The 19,399-nt window shown below is 63.8% G+C and carries 13 protein-coding genes; 4 read left to right on the top strand and 9 right to left on the bottom strand.

The window, feature by feature from the left end:
- The first annotated feature begins 390 nt into the window (after positions 1-390).
- Positions 391-2,361 (top strand): M23 family metallopeptidase, encoded by a 1,971-nt coding sequence (locus OOJ09_RS24960; protein WP_269907747.1) that lies wholly within the window; start codon positions 391-393, stop codon positions 2,359-2,361.
- 11 nt (positions 2,362-2,372) lie between these two features.
- Here the strand turns inward: OOJ09_RS24960 and OOJ09_RS24965 are convergent, their stop codons facing one another.
- Positions 2,373-3,932 carry an MFS transporter gene (locus OOJ09_RS24965; protein ID WP_269907748.1) on the bottom strand — a complete coding sequence of 520 codons (1,560 nt, stop codon included), beginning with the start codon at positions 3,930-3,932 and terminating at the stop codon, positions 2,373-2,375.
- Positions 3,933-4,102: 170 nt separating this feature from the next.
- Between OOJ09_RS24965 and OOJ09_RS24970 the strand changes: the two genes are divergently transcribed.
- Positions 4,103-4,735 (top strand): TMEM175 family protein, encoded by a 633-nt coding sequence (locus OOJ09_RS24970; protein WP_269907749.1) that lies wholly within the window; start codon positions 4,103-4,105, stop codon positions 4,733-4,735.
- Here OOJ09_RS24970 and OOJ09_RS24975 read toward each other — a convergent pair.
- The 8 genes from OOJ09_RS24975 to OOJ09_RS25010 all read right to left on the bottom strand — a co-directional run bounded on the left by OOJ09_RS24975 (position 4,709) and on the right by OOJ09_RS25010 (position 16,446).
- Positions 4,709-6,232, bottom strand: a complete 1,524-nt coding sequence (locus tag OOJ09_RS24975) for a L,D-transpeptidase family protein (RefSeq protein ID WP_269907750.1) — start codon at positions 6,230-6,232, stop codon at positions 4,709-4,711. The genes OOJ09_RS24970 and OOJ09_RS24975 overlap by 27 nt on opposite strands.
- Before the next feature lie 150 nt (positions 6,233-6,382).
- A complete protein-coding gene (locus OOJ09_RS24980; RefSeq protein ID WP_269907751.1) occupies positions 6,383-6,748 on the bottom strand; it encodes an MmcQ/YjbR family DNA-binding protein in 366 nt (121 codons plus the stop codon).
- A 60-nt stretch (positions 6,749-6,808) separates the two neighbouring features.
- On the bottom strand, positions 6,809-9,415 hold the full coding sequence (clpB, locus tag OOJ09_RS24985) for an ATP-dependent chaperone ClpB (protein ID WP_269907752.1): 2,607 nt from the start codon (positions 9,413-9,415) through the stop codon (positions 6,809-6,811).
- A 221-nt stretch (positions 9,416-9,636) separates the two neighbouring features.
- The gene (locus tag OOJ09_RS24990; RefSeq protein ID WP_269907753.1) at positions 9,637-10,575 is read right to left on the bottom strand and encodes a DUF4167 domain-containing protein; all 939 of its coding nucleotides are present in this window, start codon (positions 10,573-10,575) and stop codon (positions 9,637-9,639) included.
- Between the two features lie 303 nt (positions 10,576-10,878).
- Positions 10,879-11,757: a peptide chain release factor N(5)-glutamine methyltransferase gene (prmC, locus tag OOJ09_RS24995; protein WP_269907754.1), complete on the bottom strand. Its 879-nt coding sequence runs from the start codon at positions 11,755-11,757 to the stop codon at positions 10,879-10,881.
- Positions 11,750-12,829 (bottom strand): peptide chain release factor 1, encoded by a 1,080-nt coding sequence (gene prfA, locus OOJ09_RS25000; RefSeq protein ID WP_269907755.1) that lies wholly within the window; start codon positions 12,827-12,829, stop codon positions 11,750-11,752. The genes prmC and prfA overlap by 8 nt, the downstream gene beginning before the upstream one ends.
- Positions 12,830-12,839: 10 nt before the next feature.
- The gene (ptsP, locus tag OOJ09_RS25005; RefSeq protein ID WP_269907756.1) at positions 12,840-15,110 is read right to left on the bottom strand and encodes a phosphoenolpyruvate--protein phosphotransferase; all 2,271 of its coding nucleotides are present in this window, start codon (positions 15,108-15,110) and stop codon (positions 12,840-12,842) included.
- Positions 15,111-15,192: 82 nt separating this feature from the next.
- Positions 15,193-16,446, bottom strand: a complete 1,254-nt coding sequence (locus OOJ09_RS25010; RefSeq protein ID WP_256751723.1) for an aspartate kinase — start codon at positions 16,444-16,446, stop codon at positions 15,193-15,195.
- A 247-nt stretch (positions 16,447-16,693) separates the two neighbouring features.
- On the opposite strand from OOJ09_RS25010, the gene OOJ09_RS25015 reads away from it, so the two are divergent.
- Both OOJ09_RS25015 and ubiG read left to right on the top strand, forming a co-directional pair.
- On the top strand, positions 16,694-18,538 hold the full coding sequence (locus tag OOJ09_RS25015) for a CHASE3 domain-containing protein (RefSeq protein WP_269907855.1): 1,845 nt from the start codon (positions 16,694-16,696) through the stop codon (positions 18,536-18,538).
- A gap of 86 nt (positions 18,539-18,624) precedes the next feature.
- On the top strand, positions 18,625-19,374 hold the full coding sequence (ubiG, locus tag OOJ09_RS25020) for a bifunctional 2-polyprenyl-6-hydroxyphenol methylase/3-demethylubiquinol 3-O-methyltransferase UbiG (RefSeq protein ID WP_269907757.1): 750 nt from the start codon (positions 18,625-18,627) through the stop codon (positions 19,372-19,374).
- Positions 19,375-19,399 lie beyond the last annotated feature (25 nt).

Raw genomic sequence — 19,399 nt, forward strand, 5'->3', positions numbered from 1 at the left:
TCATTCGAAGTTTTTGAACTTTTTGCGACAGAAATTTCGGGCTCACTTTGTTGGTAGCCGACTGCCCCAACGGAACGCGGACAACGCAGGTGGGCGGCCATGAAGGAGCCCTATTGCCGCCGCATTGCCGTTCGACACCAAGGCCAACAAAAGAGGGTGCGGCGCCAACCGCGCAGTGCCTTCTTTAAGAGCCTTATATGGAAGTGCGCGATACGCTCTGCAGACGGGGTGCATCGCCTCTCTTCGTGGAGCGCTCTATAAGAGAAGTGCGCGAGGGGAAATCCACCGGGGCCTGGGGCTTCGTTGACTTCACCTGCCGTGACAGGCAAATGTCATGGCCACAACAAAAGCGACAAGCCGTTCCGCCCGGGGAAGAAGCAGCCCTTCTGGATGCCAGACACGGAAGATGTCATAGCCGAACTCGGCAACGAGCCGCCGCTTATCGCGGATGGCCGCAGCGGCCCGCCCGATCGGCGTGAGGTTTCCGCACGCTGGCTGTCGGGAACCTTTCTCACCGGCGTGACCTCGAGCGTGCTGATGGGCGTGGCGCTGTTCGCCGCCCTCGACGGGCGCCAGCAACTGGCGACCCCGCCCGAAATTGCCGAACTGATCGGCCTGGCCAGCAATGGCGATTCCGGCGAGGTAGCCAAGACGACAAGGCTGGTGGCGCCGCGTCAGATCGCCAAGGCCAAGGACCGCCGCCGCATGGAAGTGTCGATGGTCACCAAGGTCGGCGACCGTGACGTCATCCACACCATGCCTTTCGTGCAGATCAAGATGGCGCTCGCCGCCGGGCACACCACCAACCGCGCCTACCCGCCTTTCGACCCCATGCAGGTGTTCGGCGACGACAGCGACGACGGTGCGGCGCAGCCGGCGGCAGCCTCCGCCGCGTCCGGCCAGATCTACGGCGCCAAGGTCGAAAGCGAGATGAGCCTGAAGACGGTCGACTTTCCGATCGAGACGGCTTCCTTCGACGAAAAAAACGACCTGTCCGCCGATGAGGTGGAAAAGGTGGTGCGTGAAGCCGGCACCGACCTCAGCGACGGCGCCGTCCAGGTTGCTTCGCTCCATTATGTCGATCCGCAGCGATTTGGCGAAGCCTTTGCCGAGAGCATGGCCGGGTCCTACGACGTCAAGATCGTGCCGGAAAACGTCTCGGTGGCGCCGCGCGCCGCCGCCGACGACCAGGCGCCGGCTTTCGCCGAGGAAATCATCCCCTTCACCAAGGATCTCGACATCACCGAAGCCTTTGCTGATTCGGGCTATACGGGGGACGACGCCACCGGCATGGCGGAGGCGATCGCCAAGCTGCTCAACGCGACGGCGCTCAAGGCCGGTACCGTACTTCGTGTCGGTCTCGAGGTGCATGGCGATGCCGCCAAGGTCGTCCGCACCAGCGTCTACGACAGGACCCAGCACATCGTCACCATCGCGCTCGACGATCGCGGTCAGTATGTTCCGGCGCAGGAACCGGATCCGAACCCCGAATTGCTGACGGCGTTCGATGATTCGTCGGCACCGGTGGTGGTGCGCGGCAACCTGCCCAACATCTATGACGGGATCTACCGCACCGCCTATTCCTACGGCATGTCGAAGAAGATGACACAGCGGCTGATCAAGCTGCTGGCATCAGACGTCGACTTTCAGTCCCGCCTCAACCCCTCCGACCGCCTCGAAGTGCTGTTCTCGCAGCCCGATGGCGACGACCAGACCTCGGACAATTCCGAACTTCTTTACGTCTCGGCGACATTCGGCGGCACGACGCGCAACTTCTATCGCTTCCAGATGCAGGACGGCGGCACCGACTATTTCGACGAGGACGGCTCGAGCGCCGAGCAGTTCCTGCTGCGCAACCCGCTGCCCAACGGCAGGTTTACCTCCGGATTTGGTGCCCGCAAGCATCCAATCCTCGGCTATGTCCGCATGCACACAGGCACCGATTGGGCCGCCCCCATCGGATCGCCGATCATCGCCGCCGGCAACGGCGTCGTTGAGAAGGCGGGCTGGGCCGGCGGCTATGGCAAGCAGATCATCCTGCGCCATGCCAACGGCTACGAGACATCCTACAATCACCAGAGCGCTTTTGCCAAAGGCATCGAACCCGGCGTTCATGTCCGCCAGGGCCAGGTCATCGGCTATCTCGGCCAGACCGGTCTCTCCACCGGTCCGCACCTCCACTACGAGCTGATCGTCAACGGCACCAAGGTCGATTCGATGCGCGTCCGGCTGCCGGTCGGCAAGGTGCTGAAAGGCGATGACCTCGTCGCCTTCAAGCGCGAGCGCGAGCGCATCGACGACCTGCTGAAGCAGGAAGACAGCGATTCGCTGAAAGTCGCGAGCGCCAGGATCGACGGCTGATTCGTTGAAGTTCAGCCTTGCGGATCTTCCGCACGCCGCAACCATGGCAGCCGCTCGCCGGAAATGGTCGTCCACGCGATGACAGCCGAAAGCAGGCAAAGCAGCGCTGTCACCGAGGAGACAGCGGAAAAGGCAGCATCGCTGGCGGCGAGCCTTGCCGCATCGAGTGCCGGCGCCAGTCCGGCCGGTGCCGGCTCGCCGAAGCCAGGGACGCCGGACAACGCATTCCCATCCAGTGCATTCGCGTAGACCCAGGCGGCAAGCGACCCCATCGCCGCCACCGCGATCAGGCCGCCGATGCGCGAAACGGCATTGTTTATACCGGATGCAGCACCCGTATCCCTGTCTTCCACCGCCGTCATGATCGCGGTCGACAGCGGCGACACCACCAACGCCATGCCGAGCCCCATCAGCGCCATCAGCGGAAATGTTCCCGCCCAGAAATTGTGGATGCCGGCATGGGTGAGCAACGCAAGTCCGGCGAAGGCGAGAGCCACGACAAGGCTGCCGCAGGCAATCGGAAAACGCGGCCCGATCCGATCCGACAGCTGGCCGACCGGTCCCGACAGGAGCGCGATCGATGCCGACAAGGGCAGGAAGATGAAGCCGACCTCGGCCGTGCTCAATCCCCAGCCGGCGATCAGCAGCATCGGCAGATAGAAAAGATTGGCTGACAGCGCGAAATAGAGGAAGAACGTTGCGACATTGGCTCCGGCGAAGGCGCCGATGCGAAACAGAGACAGATCGATCATCGGCTCGCGCTGCCGAAGCTCGAAGAAGATGAAGACAGCCAGCAATACGGCGCCGGCGGCAATGCTCGGCCCCGACATATGACCCTCGCCGCTGGCACTCATCGAGGTCAGCCCGTAAGCGAGCGCGCCGAAAGCCGATGTCGCGAGCCCGCCACCGCCGAGATCCAGACTGCGTTTCGCCGTCGGTGCGTCGGCCGGGATTTTGGCCAGGAGAAGATAGATCGAGATGAGGCCGAGCGGCAGGTTGATGGCGAAGATCGCCCGCCAGATGCCGTCGCCGAAAGCCGAGAGCACAAGGCCGCCGAGCACCGGGCCAAGTGCCGTGGTCAGCGCCGAAGCCGCCGCCCAGATGCCTATCGCGCGGCCGCGTTCTTTCTTCGGGTAGGCCTTGGCGATGATGGCGAGGCTGCCCGGCACCATGATCGCGGCACCAATGCCCTGGATGGCGCGAAACGCGATCAGCACAGCCGCATTCGGCGCCAAGGCACAGGCAAGCGAGGCAACAATGAACAACGCGATGCCTGCCACAAAGGCGCGGCGCAACCCGAATCGATCGCCGGCGGCGCCGCCGGCAAGGATCAGCGCCGAGAGCGTCAACGCATAGGCATTGGAAATCCATTGCGCCTCGGCAAGGCTGGCGCCGAGGTCGACACGGATCGCCGGCATGGCGATGGCCAGGATCGAACCGTCGATGAAGCCAAGCGCCGAGGCCAGGATCGCCGCGATCAACACGAATCGCCGCTGCGATTGCGGACAGAACGTACCGTTCGTGACCGGGCTGGCCAGCGGGACCGCGGCGGCTTCACTTGGTGAATGCATGGAACCTTGCTTAGACCTCCGGCGCGCCGGCAACAACCGGCCAGCGGCTTGCAGTCATTGAAACCAGTCTCACTCTCGGACCGGCCGTCTTGCCGGGTTGGCACCTATCCGGGTGCAAACGGCGGCGGTCATGGTAAGTTTTCCCGGGAGCCGCAGCTGGAGAGCAATCGATGAAGCGTCCACTCGAGGCATCGGCGGAGGGACGCGGCCGCGTCGTCGGCATCACCGACGGGGTGTTCGCCATCGCACTCACACTGATCGTGCTCGAGTTCAGGGTGCCGGCGCATGAGACGATCCATTCGGAACGCGATCTGCTTGCCGCGATCGCGGCACTTGCGCCACGCTTCCTGACCTATGCCTTGAGCTTCCTGACGCTGACCATTTTCTGGTTCGGCCAGCAGGCACAGCATGGGCTGATCGCGAAATCCGACAGACGGCTCGCCACGCTGAACCTCTGCTTTCTCGCTTTCATCGCCTTGCTGCCGTTCTCAACCGACTTGTTGGCGGACTTCCTCGAATTCAGAACCGCGGTGCTCGTCTATTGGCTCAACCTGCTGATGCTCGGCGTCACCCTGTTCGCCAGTTGGCGCTATGCGGAGAAAAACGGCTTTCTGGCGGAGGGTGTCGACGCGGAAACGCGACGCACGGTCTACCTGCGCATCGTCAAGGCGCAATTCCTGTGGGCAATCGGCGCCGCACTCTCACTTATCAGTCCCTTGCTCAGCGTCGGCTTCATCCTGGTCGTGCAGTTGGTCTATGCCGCCGCACTTCGGAATTCACTGCTGCGCAAGATCATCGGCTGAGGGTCCGCCGATAAACTCAACGGTGACACCCGGCGAGACGAGCTTGGCGAGTTCTCGCGCATCCCAATTGGTCAGGCGCACGCAGCCATGGCTTTCGGTCTTGCCGATCTTCGACGGGTCCGGTGTGCCGTGGATGCCGTAGGTCGGCTTGTCGAGCGCGATCCAGACCGATCCGACCGGGCCGTTGGGACCCGGCGGAATGGTCAGAATCTTGTCGTTCTGGCCCTGCTTGAAATTGATGTTGGGGTTGTAGGTGTAGTTCGGATCGAGCGCGACGCGCGACACCGTGTGCGTGCCGGACGGTGACGGCGTATCCGACGAACCGATGGTCGCGGGATAGGCCGCGACCAGCTTGCCCCCCGCATCATAGGCGAAAACCTCTTTCTTGCCCTTGTCGGCGACGATGCGCGCGACCGGTGTCGAGACCAGCCTGCCGAAATTGGCGACCTTGATGATCGTGCCAGGACGATTGAAGTTGGCGTCCGGGTTGAGCGCCTTGAGATAGTTCTCGTCCATGTGGAAGCGCTCGGCGAGTGCTTCGGTCACCGAAGTGTAGCCCATGCGGTCGAGCTGTGCCTTCTGACTGTAGTCTTCCGGGATCGAGGCGACATAGGGGCCGGCCGCATCTTCCGGTGTGATGGTATAGTTGGCGAAGGCATCGCCGCCGGATTGTGCAAGTGCTCCCTGGATTCCGACCGCATCGGTCGATCGCAGATTGCTGCCAGTGATTTCGTTGTAGGCGGCGAGCGCCTTGTCGACATTCGAACCGAATCGCCCATCGATGACGCCAGGCGAAGCGCCGCCCCGGTCGAGCAGCACCTGAAGCGCGGCGACATCCTGGCGCGCTCCGAGCGAAAGCGACGGCCCGACAGTGGTCTTGTCGCCAGCCTTTGGTGGCAGTGCCGCCTGATCGGCAGGCACGGCCTGTTCGGCGGGCGCTCTCGGCTGGACAGGTTCTATCGATGCCTCGTTGAGCGGCTGACGCTTGACGGTGCGCGGCTCTGCCGGCTGCGGTGCCTCGGGATAATTGTTGTCGTAGTTGCCGTCGTCCTGAGGCGCCGGCGGGTAGGCTTCCACGGAATTGTCACTATTGGGATCGTATTCGTCGGCCGGCGGCGCGATGACCCGGCCTTCCTCTTGCAACTGCTTGCGGCGGAACCGCGCCATATCTTCCGGATCGTCGAGATAGTAGCGGTCGTCTTCGGCGGGGACGCGACCAAGCTCGCGCAGCCTTGTCTCACGGCGCAGCGCGCGACGGTCGAGCCGGGTCTGCGGCGGCTGGATGGCGATCACCTTGCCGGTATCGGCATCGACAATGACGCGGTTTCCCCTGGCGTCGTAATAGATGTCCAGATTGCCGTCCTGGGCGACAAGGATGCCGCCGGCGGCAGCAGTGCGAACAGCCCGTGGCGAGGTATCGTCGGTCGGCGCGGCCATTGCACTTGAAGAAAGTATCCCGGCGGCGAGCGCCGAGAGGGTGAAGATCGTCCGCAACATGGTGGCCAAACTCTCCGGTCCGTAATTGCCGCCGCCCGGCAGTGTCCCTGTGAGGCGAACCCTTCGCCAACAAACCAGTTACCCAGCATATGGTTCCAACATGAACCGGGCATGAAGATGGCGGTTTTCCGGCGCCTCGATGAATGTCGGCTAGCGCGCGGCAAGCCCCAGTTCCTTGCGCGCCTGCTTCGTCAGCTTGAGGACAACCAGGCGATGGCTCTCGCGCAGATAGTCCTTCAGCGCAGCATCATCCACGCTCTGGCTTGTCCGACGCTGGATCCATGTCATGCCGCGCGAGGCAAGATAGGGCGCCGGCCGCAGTTCCGGTAGCTCCTTGAGCACATCATAGGCAATGTCGGAGCATTTGAAGGTGACGAAGAGCTGCTGTCCTTGATCCCAGCCGCCGATCGCAAAGACCTTGGCCCCGACCTTCCAGACATGGGCGCCGCCCCATTGGACGACATGGTTCGTCGAAGGCAGCGAGGCGCAGAAGCTGTTGTAGTCGTCCAGCGTCATCCCTGCCCTCGTCATTCATATGAAAACGCCGCGCGTCCTGGATGGACGCGCGGCGTTGTATCAGGCAGCCGCCTCGGCCGCGACTATCGTCGGCTTGGAGCGGAAGTTCAGCCGGTCGGAGCCGGCCGTCACCTTGACGGTCGAGCCATCGAGGATGTCGCCAAGCAGGATCTTCTCCGCCAGCGGATCCTGCAGTTCCTTCTGCATCACCCGCTTCAATGGCCGCGCGCCGTAGGCCGGGTCGTAACCCTTGGCCGCCAGCCAGTCGATCGCCTCCTGGTCGAGGCCGAGCGTGATCTTGCGGTCGACAAGCAGGCTTTCCAGCCGCTTGAGCTGGATCTCGACGATGCGGCCCATATCCTGCCGGCGCAGCCTGTGGAACAGGATCACCTCGTCGACGCGGTTGAGGAACTCCGGCCGGAACGAAGCCTTGACGACGTTCATCACCTCGTCGCGAACCTGGTCGACATCCTGGTCCTCGCCAAGACTGACCAGATATTCAGCGCCGAGATTCGACGTCATGATGATCAGCGTGTTGCGGAAATCGACGGTACGGCCCTGCCCGTCGGTCAGGCGACCGTCATCGAGCACTTGCAGCAGCACGTTGAACACGTCCGGATGCGCCTTCTCGATCTCGTCGAACAGCACGACCTGATAGGGCCGGCGCCGCACGGCCTCGGTCAGCGCGCCGCCTTCCTCGTAACCGACATAGCCGGGAGGCGCGCCGATCAACCGCGAGACCGAGTGCTTCTCCATGAACTCCGACATGTCGATGCGCACCATGGCGCTCTCGTCGTCGAACAGGAAGCTGGCCAAGGCCTTGGTCAGCTCGGTCTTGCCGACGCCCGTCGGTCCGAGGAACATGAACGAGCCGATCGGCCGGTTCGGATCCTGCAGGCCGGCACGCGCCCGGCGCACGGCTTTCGAGACGGCTTGCACCGCCTCGCCCTGGCCGACGACGCGCTTGCCGATCTCGTCTTCCATGCGCAACAGCTTGTCGCGCTCGCCCTGCAACATCTTGTCGACCGGAATACCGGTCCAGCGCGAGACGATATGGGCGACGTGGTCGGGGGTGACCACCTCTTCGACCATGCCGACCTTGCCGTCCTGGGCTTCGGCGTCCTTGAGCTTCTTTTCCAGCTCCGGGATCTTGCCATAGGCAAGCTCGCCGGCGCGCTGGAATTCACCCTTGCGCTGGGCAATGGCGAGGTCGTTGCGCGCCTCGTCGAGCTGCTTCTTGAGATCAGCCGCCAGTCCGAGCTTCTGCTTCTCCGCCTGCCACTTCGCGGTGATCTCGGTCGATTCTTCCTCGAGGCCGACGAGTTCCTTTTCCAGGCGGGCGAGCCGGTCCTTCGACGCGTCATCCGTCTCGACCTTCAGCGCCTCGCGCTCGATCTTGAGCTGCATGATGCGGCGATCGATTTCGTCCAGCGCCTCGGGCTTGGAATCGACCTGCATGCGCAGCCGCGAGGCGGCTTCGTCGACCAGGTCGATCGCCTTGTCCGGCAGGAAGCGGTCGGCAATGTAGCGGTTGGACAACGTCGCCGCCGCCACCAGCGCCGAATCGGAGATACGCACCTTGTGGTGCTGCTCATATTTCTCCTTCAGGCCGCGCAGGATCGAGACCGTGTCTTCCACCGTCGGCTCTTCGACGAACACGGGCTGGAAACGGCGGGCAAGGGCCGGATCCTTCTCGACATGCTTGCGGTACTCGTCCAGCGTGGTCGCGCCGACGCAATGCAGCTCACCGCGCGCCAGCGCCGGCTTCAGGAGGTTCGACGCATCCATGGCGCCATCCGCCTTGCCGGCGCCGACCAGCGTGTGCATCTCGTCTATGAACAGGATGATCCCGCCAGCGGCAGAGGTGACTTCCGAAAGCACGGCCTTCAACCGCTCCTCGAACTCGCCGCGATATTTGGCGCCGGCGATCAGCGCGCCCATGTCGAGCGCCATCAGCTGCTTGTCCTTCAGCGATTCCGGCACGTCGCCGTTGACGATGCGCAGCGCCAGGCCTTCGGCGATCGCCGTCTTGCCGACGCCCGGCTCGCCGATCAGCACCGGATTGTTCTTGGTGCGGCGCGACAGCACCTGGATGGTGCGGCGGATCTCGTCGTCACGGCCAATGACCGGATCGAGCTTGCCGGCACGGGCATCCGCGGTCAGGTCACGCGCATATTTCTTCAACGCGTCATAGCCCTGCTCGGCGCTCGCCGAATCGGCGGTGCGGCCCTTGCGGAGGTCGTTGATGACCTGGTTCAGCGCCTGCGCGGTGACGCCGGCCTTGGACAGGATCTCGGCTGTCTTGGCCGATTTCTCCATGGCGAGCGCCTGCAGCAGCCGCTCGACCGTGACAAAGCTGTCGCCGGCCTTCTTTGCCAGTTCCTCCGCCGTCGAAAACACCTTGGCCAGCGGCTGCGCCAGATAGAGCTGGCCATTGCCCCCTTCGACCCTGGGCATCGCCTCGAGTGCCGCCTCGACGCCAAGCTTGACGTCGCGGACGCTGCCGCCGGCGCGCTCGATCAGCGACGCGGCCAAGCCCTCGTCATCATCGACGAGAACTTTCAGTATGTGTTCGGGGGTGAATTGCTGGTGGTTGCGCGAGAGCGCCATGGTCTGCGCGGACTGGATGAAACCGCGCACGCGCTCGGAATATTTCTCAAGGTTCATATCTGTCTCCTTCCATCACCGGCCCGCTTTGCGGCACCGGATCAGATTGCGGTGACGGACCCGCCCATTCGAGCCGGATCCTGTTCAGCCGAGATATGGTGCATAGGCCATGCTGTCTCAAGACGCTTTGATATTGGTCAACGCATAATATTCCGCCGCTGCACAAAACAAAAACGGCGGGGATTTCTCCCCGCCGTTCGATGTCTTGAACAGCCGCTCGATCAGTTGTCGATGTCGACGATCACCGGTTCAGCGTTGCCGCCGTCGACGGGGGCCACAGCCACCTCGCCGGCGCCGGCATTGTCGCCACCACCGTCAACCTGGTCGGCATTGACGCGCGGACGGCGCGGACGCCTCGGGCGACGGGCAGCGGCGCTTTCGGCAGCCGCCTCATTGAGCTCGGCCTGGGCGGCAAGACCTGCCGGTGACAGGTGCTCGAACAGCGGAGTCACCTCGGCCGCAACGGGTTCGGACACAATGGCTTCAGTTGGCGAGCCGGCCTCTGCCTGGATCGGAGCCTCATTGCGCTGCTGCTGACCGCCTTGCTCGACGGACGAACCATAGTCGCGCTGGCCCCCCTGGCCATAACCGCCATTGGGGCGACGATCGCGATGGCGCCCGCCATTGTTGTCGCGGCCGCCATTGTTGCGTCCGCCATTGTTGTCACGCGTGTCGCGGCCGCTTTCGCGGTTCAGCGCGACCTCGGCCGGCATGCCTTCGATGACCGGCTGCGGACCGGCGCCATGGCTGACTGCCGGCACCTGTGTCTCGGAATTGGCGTTCCCGCTATTGCCGGCATTGTCGAACTCGTCACGATCCTCATCGCCGTCATCGTCGAAGTCGTCGCGATTCTGCTGGACGTTCTGGATCGGCATCTGCGCCTGCGCGGCCGCGATGATGCGATTGTAGTGTTCGGCGTGCTGGAGATAATTTTCCGCCATGACCCGGTCGCCGGAGCTTTGCGCGTCACGGGCAAGGGTGGCATATTTTTCGGCGATCTGCTGAGCCGATCCGCGAATCTTCACGTCCGGGCCGTTGCTCTCGTAGTTGCGCGTCAGGGGATTTGGCCCCTTGCGGTTGTTGTTGTTATTGTTGTTGCCACCGCCGCCGCCACTATTGTTGCGACCGCGCATGCGCCTGTTCTGCTGTTGTGGCCTCATTCGACTCTCTTCATTTTGAAATTTTCGAAAAACTCTTCACGAACGGAGGCGCTCATGCAGCCAGCCGCTTCGTTTCTTCACCGGCGTTCGCCCGCATCGATTGCGTTGGCGCCACGTGCCATCCTGTTCCGGTTACATCACTTGCCGGACGATTCCCGCACGAAGCTTGGGCGTCGTTTGCGCAAGAAGGCAGCTATTTCCAAGGAAACCGAATCGCTAAGAGCACTGCCTGCTTCGTCTCATCCGGTTGAGGCGACCCTAGCCGCATTCCCCGGTATTGCCAAGCGCTTTTTTCGCACTGCGTCAAGGCTTTCCCCGTTGAAAGACAAGAACCCTGTCGTTTCCGCCGAGATCGCCAAATACCCCAGCGGCCGCATAGCCGGCTGCGTGGAATATCTCGCTGACCTCGTTGCGCTGCGTGTGGCCGATCTCGACCGCGATTCTGCCTTCGGCTTCCAGAAACCTTGCCGCCTCGGCGGCTATTGTTCTGTACGGGGCCAACCCGTCCACGCCACCATCAAGGGCTAGGCGCGGGTCGAAATCGCGGACTTCGTCCTGCAGATTTCCAATGTCTTGTGACGGTATATAGGGAGGGTTTGCGGCAATTACATGGTAACGGCCGGAAACTTTTTCGAACCAGTCGGACTGGAGCGCCGTGAACCGGCCGCCAAGCCCGAGTTGCCTGGCATTGCGGGTCGCCGTCGCCAGCGCGCCAGCGGCAATGTCGACGCCTGTGGCGATCGCGGCCGGCGCGGCGCTGAGCAGCGCCAGCGCAATGGCGCCGGTGCCGGTGCCGAGATCAAGGATGCGGCATTCGCCCTCCCGCGCCGCAATCGCCTCGACGAAGGGCAGCACCGCTTCGACCAGCGTTTCCGTATCCGGCCGCGGTTCCAGCGTTTGCGGCGACAGCGACAGGCGCAAACCATAGAATTCACGATAGCCCAGGATGCGGTGCACCGGCTCGCCGCCGGCGCGTCGCCGCAAGGCGGCTTCGATTGCCGCGATGGCGCTCCCCTCGACCTTGCGTTCCGGATCGGCAATCGCCTGCGTGCGGCTCGTGCCGGAAAAATGTTCGACGATCAGCCGCGCATCGAGCGCCGGATCATCGACAGCGGCCGCGGCAAGCCGGGCCCGCGCTTCCCGCAGCAGCGGCCCCAGCGCCTCAGGCAGTTTGTCAGCCATCGATGCCGATGTCGGCAAGCAGCTTCGACTGATGATCGGCGATCAGCGCGTCGATGATCTCGTCGAGTTCACCCATCATCACCCGGTCGAGTTTGTAGAGCGTCAGGTTTATGCGGTGGTCGGTGACGCGCCCTTGCGGGAAATTATAGGTGCGGATGCGCTCCGAGCGGTCGCCCGAGCCGACCTGCGACTTGCGCGATTCCGAGCGCTCATCGTCAACCTTGCTACGCTCCAGGTCATAGAGTCGTGCCCGCAGGATCTGCATGGCCTTCGCGCGGTTCTGGTGCTGCGATTTTTCCGCCTGCACCACCATGATGCCGGTCGGCAAATGGGTGATGCGGACGGCCGAATCGGTGGTGTTGACGTGCTGGCCGCCGGAGCCCGAGGCGCGCATCGTGTCGATGCGGATGTCTTCGGCCCTTATGTCGATGTCGACTTCTTCCGCTTCCGGCAGCACGGCCACTGTCGCCGCCGACGTATGGATACGGCCGCTCGCCTCGGTCGCCGGCACACGCTGCACGCGATGCACGCCGGATTCGAACTTCAGGTGGGCAAAGACGCCCCTGCCCGACACCGTGGCGATGATTTCCTTGAAGCCGCCGGCATCGCCGTCGCTGGCCGACACCGTCTCGAACCGCCAGCCGCGCGCGGCGGCGTAGCGCTCATACATGCGAAACAGGTCGCCGGCGAAGAGTGCCGCCTCGTCGCCGCCGGTGCCGGCGCGGATTTCGAGAATGGCGTTCTTGTCGTCGGCGGCATCCTTGGGCAGCAGCAGGATCTGGATGTCCTTCTGCAGCGCCTCGATGCGTTCCTCGACCTCCGGCAGGTCGGCCTCCGCCAGGGCTCGCATCTCGGCATCGGTGCCCTTGTCGGCAAGCATTGCTTCAAGGTCGGCCTGCTCATGCTCGGCCGCGCGCAGAGCCCTGACCTTTGCCACCATGTCCTGGATTTCGGCATATTCCGACGCCATCCGCACATAGGCATCCGGCGCCGGCCCGGCCGACATCTGCGCTTCGAGCATCTCGAAACGCTTGACGACTTGATCCATACGATCGCGGGGCAGGTTGACCATGATCAGGGCGCTACAACGGGATCGAGCGGTCGTCGGCGAAGGCCTGCAGCAGCGCCCGCATCGGCAGCCCTTGCGCCGGCGCCATCAGATTGTCGTCGAAGAACGCCTTCAACTCCTCCAGCGGCAATTCCGTCAGCATCGCCTTGACGGGGCCGATCGAGGCCGGCGACATCGAGATCGAGCGAAAACCGAGACCGATCAGCGCCATCGCCGAGATCGGCTTGCCGGCGAGTTCGCCGCACAGCGTCACCGGCGTGTGGTTTCGGACGCCGGCATCGGCGATCTGCTTCAGGACGCGCAGGAACGGCGCCGACAGCGTATCGAAGCGGTTGGCCAATTGTGTGTTGCCCCGGTCGACGGCCATGACGAACTGGAAGAGGTCGTTCGAACCGACCGAAACGAAGTCGACCGCCTTCATCAATTCATCGAGCTGGAACAGAAGCGACGGCACTTCCAGCATGGCGCCCAGCTTGAGGCTGGTCGGCAGGTGGTGGGCAAAACGCGACAGGTGCCGCACCTCGCGGTCGATGATCTCGCGCGCCTGGGCAATCTCGCCAAGCTCGGTCACCATCGGCAGCATCAGCTTGAGCTCACGCCCGCCACTGGCTTTGAGCAAGGCACGGATCTGGGTGCGCAGCAGCCCCGGCCGGTCGAGGGTGAGACGAATCGCGCGCCAGCCGAGCGCCGGGTTCTCTTCCTGGATCGCTCCCTTGAAATAGGGCAGCACCTTGTCACCGCCGATATCGATGGTGCGGAAGGTGACCGGCTTGCCGCGCGCCGCGTCGAGCACGTCGCGATAGAGCCGCTCCTGGGCCTCGGCGCGGGGAAACGTCGAAGCGACCATGAACTGCAGTTCCGTGCGGAACAGGCCAATGCCGGCCGCGCCGGCCTCGGCAAGCTGCGGCAGGTCGACGGCAAGCCCTGCATTCATCAGAAGGTCGACCTGGACCCCGTCCTTGGTCATCGACGGCTTTTTGCGCAGCTCGCGGTAAACCTCTTGCCGGCGGGCGCGGAAACGCACCTTTTCGGCATAGGCGGCCTCCAGATCGGGTTGCGGCCGCAGATGAATCACACCCTCTTCGCCGTCGACGATGATGGCGTCGCCATTTTCCGCCATGGAAACGGCGCCCTTCATCTGGCCGGCGACGGGGATGCCCATGGCGCGCGCGACGATGACGACGTGGCTGGTGGCGGCACCATCCTCGAGCACCAGTCCGCGCATCTTCTCCCTGGGATAGTCGAGCAGTTCGGCGGCCCCCATCGAGCGGGCGACAATGATGGCGTCCTTCGGCAGCGAGGCGGCGACATCCTCCGGCCCGCGCCCCATCAACTGGCGCAGCAGGCGGTTGGCGAGGTCGTCGAAATCGCTCATCCGCTCGCGCAGGTAGGGGTCGGTCATGTGCAGCATGCGGGCGCGCATGTCGCTCTGCACTTTTTCCACGGCGGCTTCGGCCGTCAGGCCGTTGCGGATCGCCTCTTCCAGCCGGCGCACCCAGCCGCGATCGTTGGCGAACATGCGATAGGCTTCGAGCACCTGGCGATGCTCGCCTTCGAAGGCGACGTCGCGGCGTTCCAGCATGTCGTCGATGGAGAGCCGGAGCGAGCCGAGCGAGCTTTCGAGCCGCCGAACCTCTTCCTCGCTGTCCTCGTTGAACAGATTGGTGACGACGATGCGCGGCTCATGCAGCACGACGTGACCAAGCCCGACGCCTTCATTAAACGACAGGCCGGTGAAGCTGACCGGGCGGCGCAAATCGAGTTCGAGCCCGGGCCGGGTCAACCGCGCCAGATCGCCGGTGGCGATCATCTCGGCAATGACCATCGCCGTGGTTTCCAGCGCCTCGACCTCGTCGTCGCGGTAGTGGCGCATGGTCTTGTTCTGCACGACCAGCACGCCGAGCGTGCGCCCTGCCCGCAGCACAGGCACGCCAAGAAAGGAATTGTAGATCTCTTCCCCGGTCTCCGGCAGGTAGGCGAAGGCCGGGTGTTCCTGCGCGCTGGAGAGGTTGAGCGGCCGCGCGCTTGCAGCGATCGTGCCGACCAGACCTTGCCCCAGCCGCAACTGCGCCAGGTGGACGGCGTTCGGGTTCAGACCCTCGGTGGCGTAGAGTTCGAGCACCGAGTCGGCGCGCAGCACGTAGAGCGAGCACACTTCGGCGACCATGTTGGAGGCGATGTCGCGCACAATGCGGTCAAGCCGCTCCTGCGGCTCCAGCGGCTCTTGCATGAGCTCGCGGAGCCGTTTCAGCAAAACGCGCGGGCCACTGGCCTGATCACGCATCGCGGCTTCTTCTCCAATGGGCATTTTGCCCGCCGCAGTTTCGGCTGCGGCCGGCGCTCACGCAACAACTGATTCAGTCTTGCTACTGCTTATCCAGACCGTAGACCGAATGCAAAGTACGAACCGCGAGTTCAGTGTACGGACCGTCGATAAGGATCGAAATCTTGATCTCGGACGTCGTGATGGCGCGGATGTTGATCGACTTGTCGGCCAGCGCCTTGAAAGCGGTCGCGGCGACGCCGGCATGGCTGCGCATGCCGATGCCGATGACCGAGACCTTGGACATGCCGGCTTCCGATTGCACGACGTCATAACCGATGGAGGCCTTCAGGCGTTCGAGCACGGCAAGCGCCTTGTCGACATCCCCCGAAGGAACGGTAAAGGTCATGTCGGTGTACTTGCCGTCCTCGGAAATGTTCTGGACGATCATGTCGACATTGATGTTTGCCTCGGCCAGCGGCCCGAAGATACCGGCGGCGACGCCCGGCCGGTCGCCGACACGGCGCAGCGAAATCTGCGCTTCGTCCTTGGCATAGGCAATTCCGGTGACGACCTGCTGTTCCACGATCTCTTCCTCGTCGCAAATGAGCGTTCCGGGCGGATTGAGCAAATCCCCCATTCCGGGCGCATCGGGATCGTCGAAGGACGACCGCACGAAGGTACGCACCCTGTGCACCATGGCAAGCTCGACCGAACGCACCTGCAGAACCTTGGCGCCGAGCGAAGCCATTTCAAGCATTTCCTCGAAGGAAATCTTGGCCAGCCGCCGCGCCTTGGGCTCGATGCGCGGATCGGTGGTGTAGACCCCGTCGACGTCGGTGTAGATGTCGCAACGATCGGCCTTGACCGCCGCGGCGATGGCCACGGCGCTGGTGTCGGAGCCGCCGCGGCCAAGCGTGGAGATGCGATTGTCCGGGCCGATGCCCTGGAATCCGGCGATCACCGCCACCTGGCCCTCGCCGAAACGCTTGATCAGGAACGCGCCGTCAATGTCGAGGATGCGCGCCGCGCCGTGTGCGTTGTCGGTCTTGATCGGGATCTGCCAGCCCTGCCAGGAACGCGCATGCACGCCCATATTCTGCAAGGTGATCGCCAGGAGGCCGGCCGTGACCTGCTCGCCGGAAGCGACGACCGCGTCATATTCGCGTGCGTCATGCATCGGCGAGGCCTCACGCGTCCAGCCAACCAGTTCATTGGTCTTGCCGGCCATCGCCGAAACGACGACCGCCACCTCATGGCCGGCATCGACCTCGCGTTTGACGTGCCGCGCCACATTGCGGATGCGGGCGATGTCGGCGACGGAGGTCCCGCCGAATTTCATCACGATGCGCGCCATGGAAGCGAAATGCCTTTGACTGAAGCCGGCTCGAAGCCGAAAGCGGAAGAGAACGCCCGGCTGACGCCGGCCGCTGAATGCGCGGCCTCCTTAGCCAAATGATGAAGGTTTCGCAAGGCTGGCGGCGGATTGCCGACTTCAAGACGGCGGCATATTGCGTTCCGCTGCGGCGCCCCTTACCAAATGCTGCCTGTGGGGAGTTCCTTTTGGTTCGGCATAACAGATGATTGCTCGTCTTCGGCGTGCCATGCGACGGCAATCACTGCCGCTCGTCATCGGCTTCGCGGTGCTGGCGCTGATCGTCGGCGCCCGGGCCGTGCTCGTCGAGAGCCAGAGGGCCAATCGCGTTGCAGCCCGCCAGGCAATCGAGTACCAGGACGCGCTTTCCGGACTGCTTTCGCTGGCGCAGGATGCGGAAATCGGTCAGCGCGGTTACCTGCTGACCGGCGAGAAATCCTATCTCGAGCCGTATCGGCAGGCCGTCGAGCCTATCCCGGGGCAACTTGCCCGCATCGACGGCATGACTGCTCCCGACGATGAACGCACCCTGCAGGTCAGCCATATCAAAGAGGCGCTTTCGCAAAAGCAGGCGGAACTGGCAGAGACGATTGCCCTGTACGACCAGGGCAATGCAACGAAGGCGCTGGAGCTGGTGCGCGCCGGCCAGGGCAAGGCCGCCATGGACGAGATCCGGGCCAGCATGGACGCGATCCGGCGTATCGGCGCCGCCACCATCGCCGCCCGCGACGAGCATACCGACCAGGTCGAGGCCTGGCTGCGCATCGGCTCGCTGGCGGCCCTGTTGGCGATCTTCCTGCTTGGCGCCTACACCATCCGCGAATCCCGGTGCCGCTTCCGCGAGGTGGCCGTTGCCCAGGAGGAGCTGATGCACAAGAACATCGCGCTCGGCAATGAAATCCGAACGCGCGAAAAGGCTGAATCCCAGATTCGCCAGATGCAGAAGATGGAGGCCGTCGGCCAACTGACAGGCGGCATCGCCCATGACTTCAACAACATGCTGGCGGTGATCATCAGCGCCATGAACCTTGCCCAGCGCAAGCTGGCGCGTGGTGAGAACGACATCGCGAAATTCATCGAAGCCGCAACCGACGCGGCAACCCGGGCCGCCAACCTGACAGCCCGGCTGCTTGCCTTCTCGCGCCAGCAGCCTCTGGCGCCGCAGATCGTCGACACCAACCGCCTGGTAACCGGAATGTCCGATCTGCTTCGGCGGGCGCTCGGCGAAACCATCCGCATCGAAACCGTGCTGGCGGGAGGCTTGTGGAAGACCCACGCCGACCCGAGCCAGATCGAGAACGCCATTCTCAACCTCGCGGTCAACGCGCGCGACGCCATGGGCGACGACGGCAAGCTGACCATCGAGACCGCCAACAGCCACCTCGACGATGACTACGCCGCCACCAATGCGGAGGTCACAGCCGGCCAGTATGTAATGATCGCGGTCAGCGACACCGGCACAGGCATGTCGCAGGAAGTCATGGCCAAGGCCTTCGAGCCGTTTTTCACCACCAAGCCGGTCAACAAGGGCACCGGCTTGGGATTGAGCCAGGTGTTCGGCTTCGTCAAACAGTCGGGTGGCCACGTCAAGATCTATTCCGAGCCCGGCGAAGGCACGACGATCAAGATCTACCTGCCGCGATTCTTCGGCCCGGAGGAAGCCGCCGGGCCCGTGGCGCGAGGCGACAATCTTGCCGCTCCTGTCACCGAAACGATCCTCGTCGTCGAGGACGACGCCCGGGTGCGTGCTTCCACCACGGATGCCATGCGTGAACTCGGCTACACCGTCATCCATACGGCGAGCGGCCAGGAAGCGTTGCAGATGCTGGCGGAAAACCCCGCTGTCGCGCTCCTGTTCACCGACATCGTCATGCCGGTGATGAACGGCCGCAAGCTCGCGGAAGCGGCGATCGAGCGCATGCCGCAGCTGAAGGTGATCTTCACCACCGGCTTCACCAGGAACGCCGTGGTCCACAATGGCGTGCTCGACCATGACGTGCACTTCCTGGCCAAGCCCTTCACCATCGAGCAACTCGGGGCCAAGCTGCGCGAAGTGCTCGACGCCAGCACTTAAGGTCTGGCACTTGTCAGCATTCAAAATTGCCGCCTTGACATTCGCGGCCTCACGCCCGACTTCCTAGCGCTTGAGGAGACCAACCGATGCCAGAGCCCCGACGATCGACGATCGATGCCGGAGAAGTGGAACGCTTTTCCGCCCTTGCCGCCGAATGGTGGAACCCGAACGGCAAGTTCCGTCCGCTGCACAAGTTCAACCCGGTCCGGCTCTCCTATATCCGCGACCAGGTAGCGACGCGCTTCGGCCGTGATCCACGCGCGGCACGGCCCTTCGAGGGCCTGCGCATCCTCGATATCGGCTGCGGCGGCGGCCTTTTGTGCGAGCCGATGGCGCGGCTTGGCGCCGAGGTGGTGGGAGCGGATGCCTCCGAAACAAACATCGAAGTGGCGAAGCTGCACGCGGCCGAGGGCAATGTGAGCATCGACTATCGCGCCACCACGGCCGAGGACCTGGCCGACGCCGGCGAGAAATTCGACGTCATCCTCAACATGGAAGTGGTCGAGCATGTCGCCGACATCGATCTGTTCGTCGCCAAGTGCGGCGAGATGGTTCAGCCCGGCGGCATCATGTTCGTGGCCACCATCAACCGCACGCTGAAGGCGCTGGGCCTTGCCATCATTGGCGCCGAATATGTGCTGCGCTGGCTGCCGCGCGGCACACATCAATTCGGCAAGCTGGTGCGCCCGGAAGAGCTCGAAAAGGCGCTCGGCGGGGCCGGCCTGACCATCATTGACCGCACCGGCGTCACCTACAACCCGCTTGCCGACCGGTGGACGCGGTCGAAGGACATGGACGTCAACTACATGGTGCTGGCGGAAAAGGGATCGGTCTGACCCTGTATCCATGCAGGCATCGGAT

Source organism: Mesorhizobium qingshengii, assembly GCF_027563465.1.
GTDB classification, from domain to species: Bacteria; Pseudomonadota; Alphaproteobacteria; order Rhizobiales; family Rhizobiaceae; genus Mesorhizobium; species Mesorhizobium qingshengii_A.

Bases quoted from the DNA above. Each gene is read 5' to 3' on its own strand.
- OOJ09_RS24960 (WP_269907747.1), top strand. From the start codon at position 391: ATGCCAGACACGGAAGATGTCATAGCCGAACTCGGCAACGAGCCGCCG.
- OOJ09_RS24965 (WP_269907748.1), bottom strand. From the start codon at position 3,932: ATGCATTCACCAAGTGAAGCCGCCGCGGTCCCGCTGGCCAGCCCGGTC.
- OOJ09_RS24970 (WP_269907749.1), top strand. From the start codon at position 4,103: ATGAAGCGTCCACTCGAGGCATCGGCGGAGGGACGCGGCCGCGTCGTC.
- OOJ09_RS24975 (WP_269907750.1), bottom strand. From the start codon at position 6,232: ATGTTGCGGACGATCTTCACCCTCTCGGCGCTCGCCGCCGGGATACTT.
- OOJ09_RS24980 (WP_269907751.1), bottom strand. From the start codon at position 6,748: ATGACGCTGGACGACTACAACAGCTTCTGCGCCTCGCTGCCTTCGACG.
- clpB (WP_269907752.1), bottom strand. From the start codon at position 9,415: ATGAACCTTGAGAAATATTCCGAGCGCGTGCGCGGTTTCATCCAGTCC.
- OOJ09_RS24990 (WP_269907753.1), bottom strand. From the start codon at position 10,575: ATGAGGCCACAACAGCAGAACAGGCGCATGCGCGGTCGCAACAATAGT.
- prmC (WP_269907754.1), bottom strand. From the start codon at position 11,757: ATGGCTGACAAACTGCCTGAGGCGCTGGGGCCGCTGCTGCGGGAAGCG.
- prfA (WP_269907755.1), bottom strand. From the start codon at position 12,829: ATGGTCAACCTGCCCCGCGATCGTATGGATCAAGTCGTCAAGCGTTTC.
- ptsP (WP_269907756.1), bottom strand. From the start codon at position 15,110: ATGCGTGATCAGGCCAGTGGCCCGCGCGTTTTGCTGAAACGGCTCCGC.
- OOJ09_RS25010 (WP_256751723.1), bottom strand. From the start codon at position 16,446: ATGGCGCGCATCGTGATGAAATTCGGCGGGACCTCCGTCGCCGACATC.
- OOJ09_RS25015 (WP_269907855.1), top strand. From the start codon at position 16,694: ATGCGACGGCAATCACTGCCGCTCGTCATCGGCTTCGCGGTGCTGGCG.
- ubiG (WP_269907757.1), top strand. From the start codon at position 18,625: ATGCCAGAGCCCCGACGATCGACGATCGATGCCGGAGAAGTGGAACGC.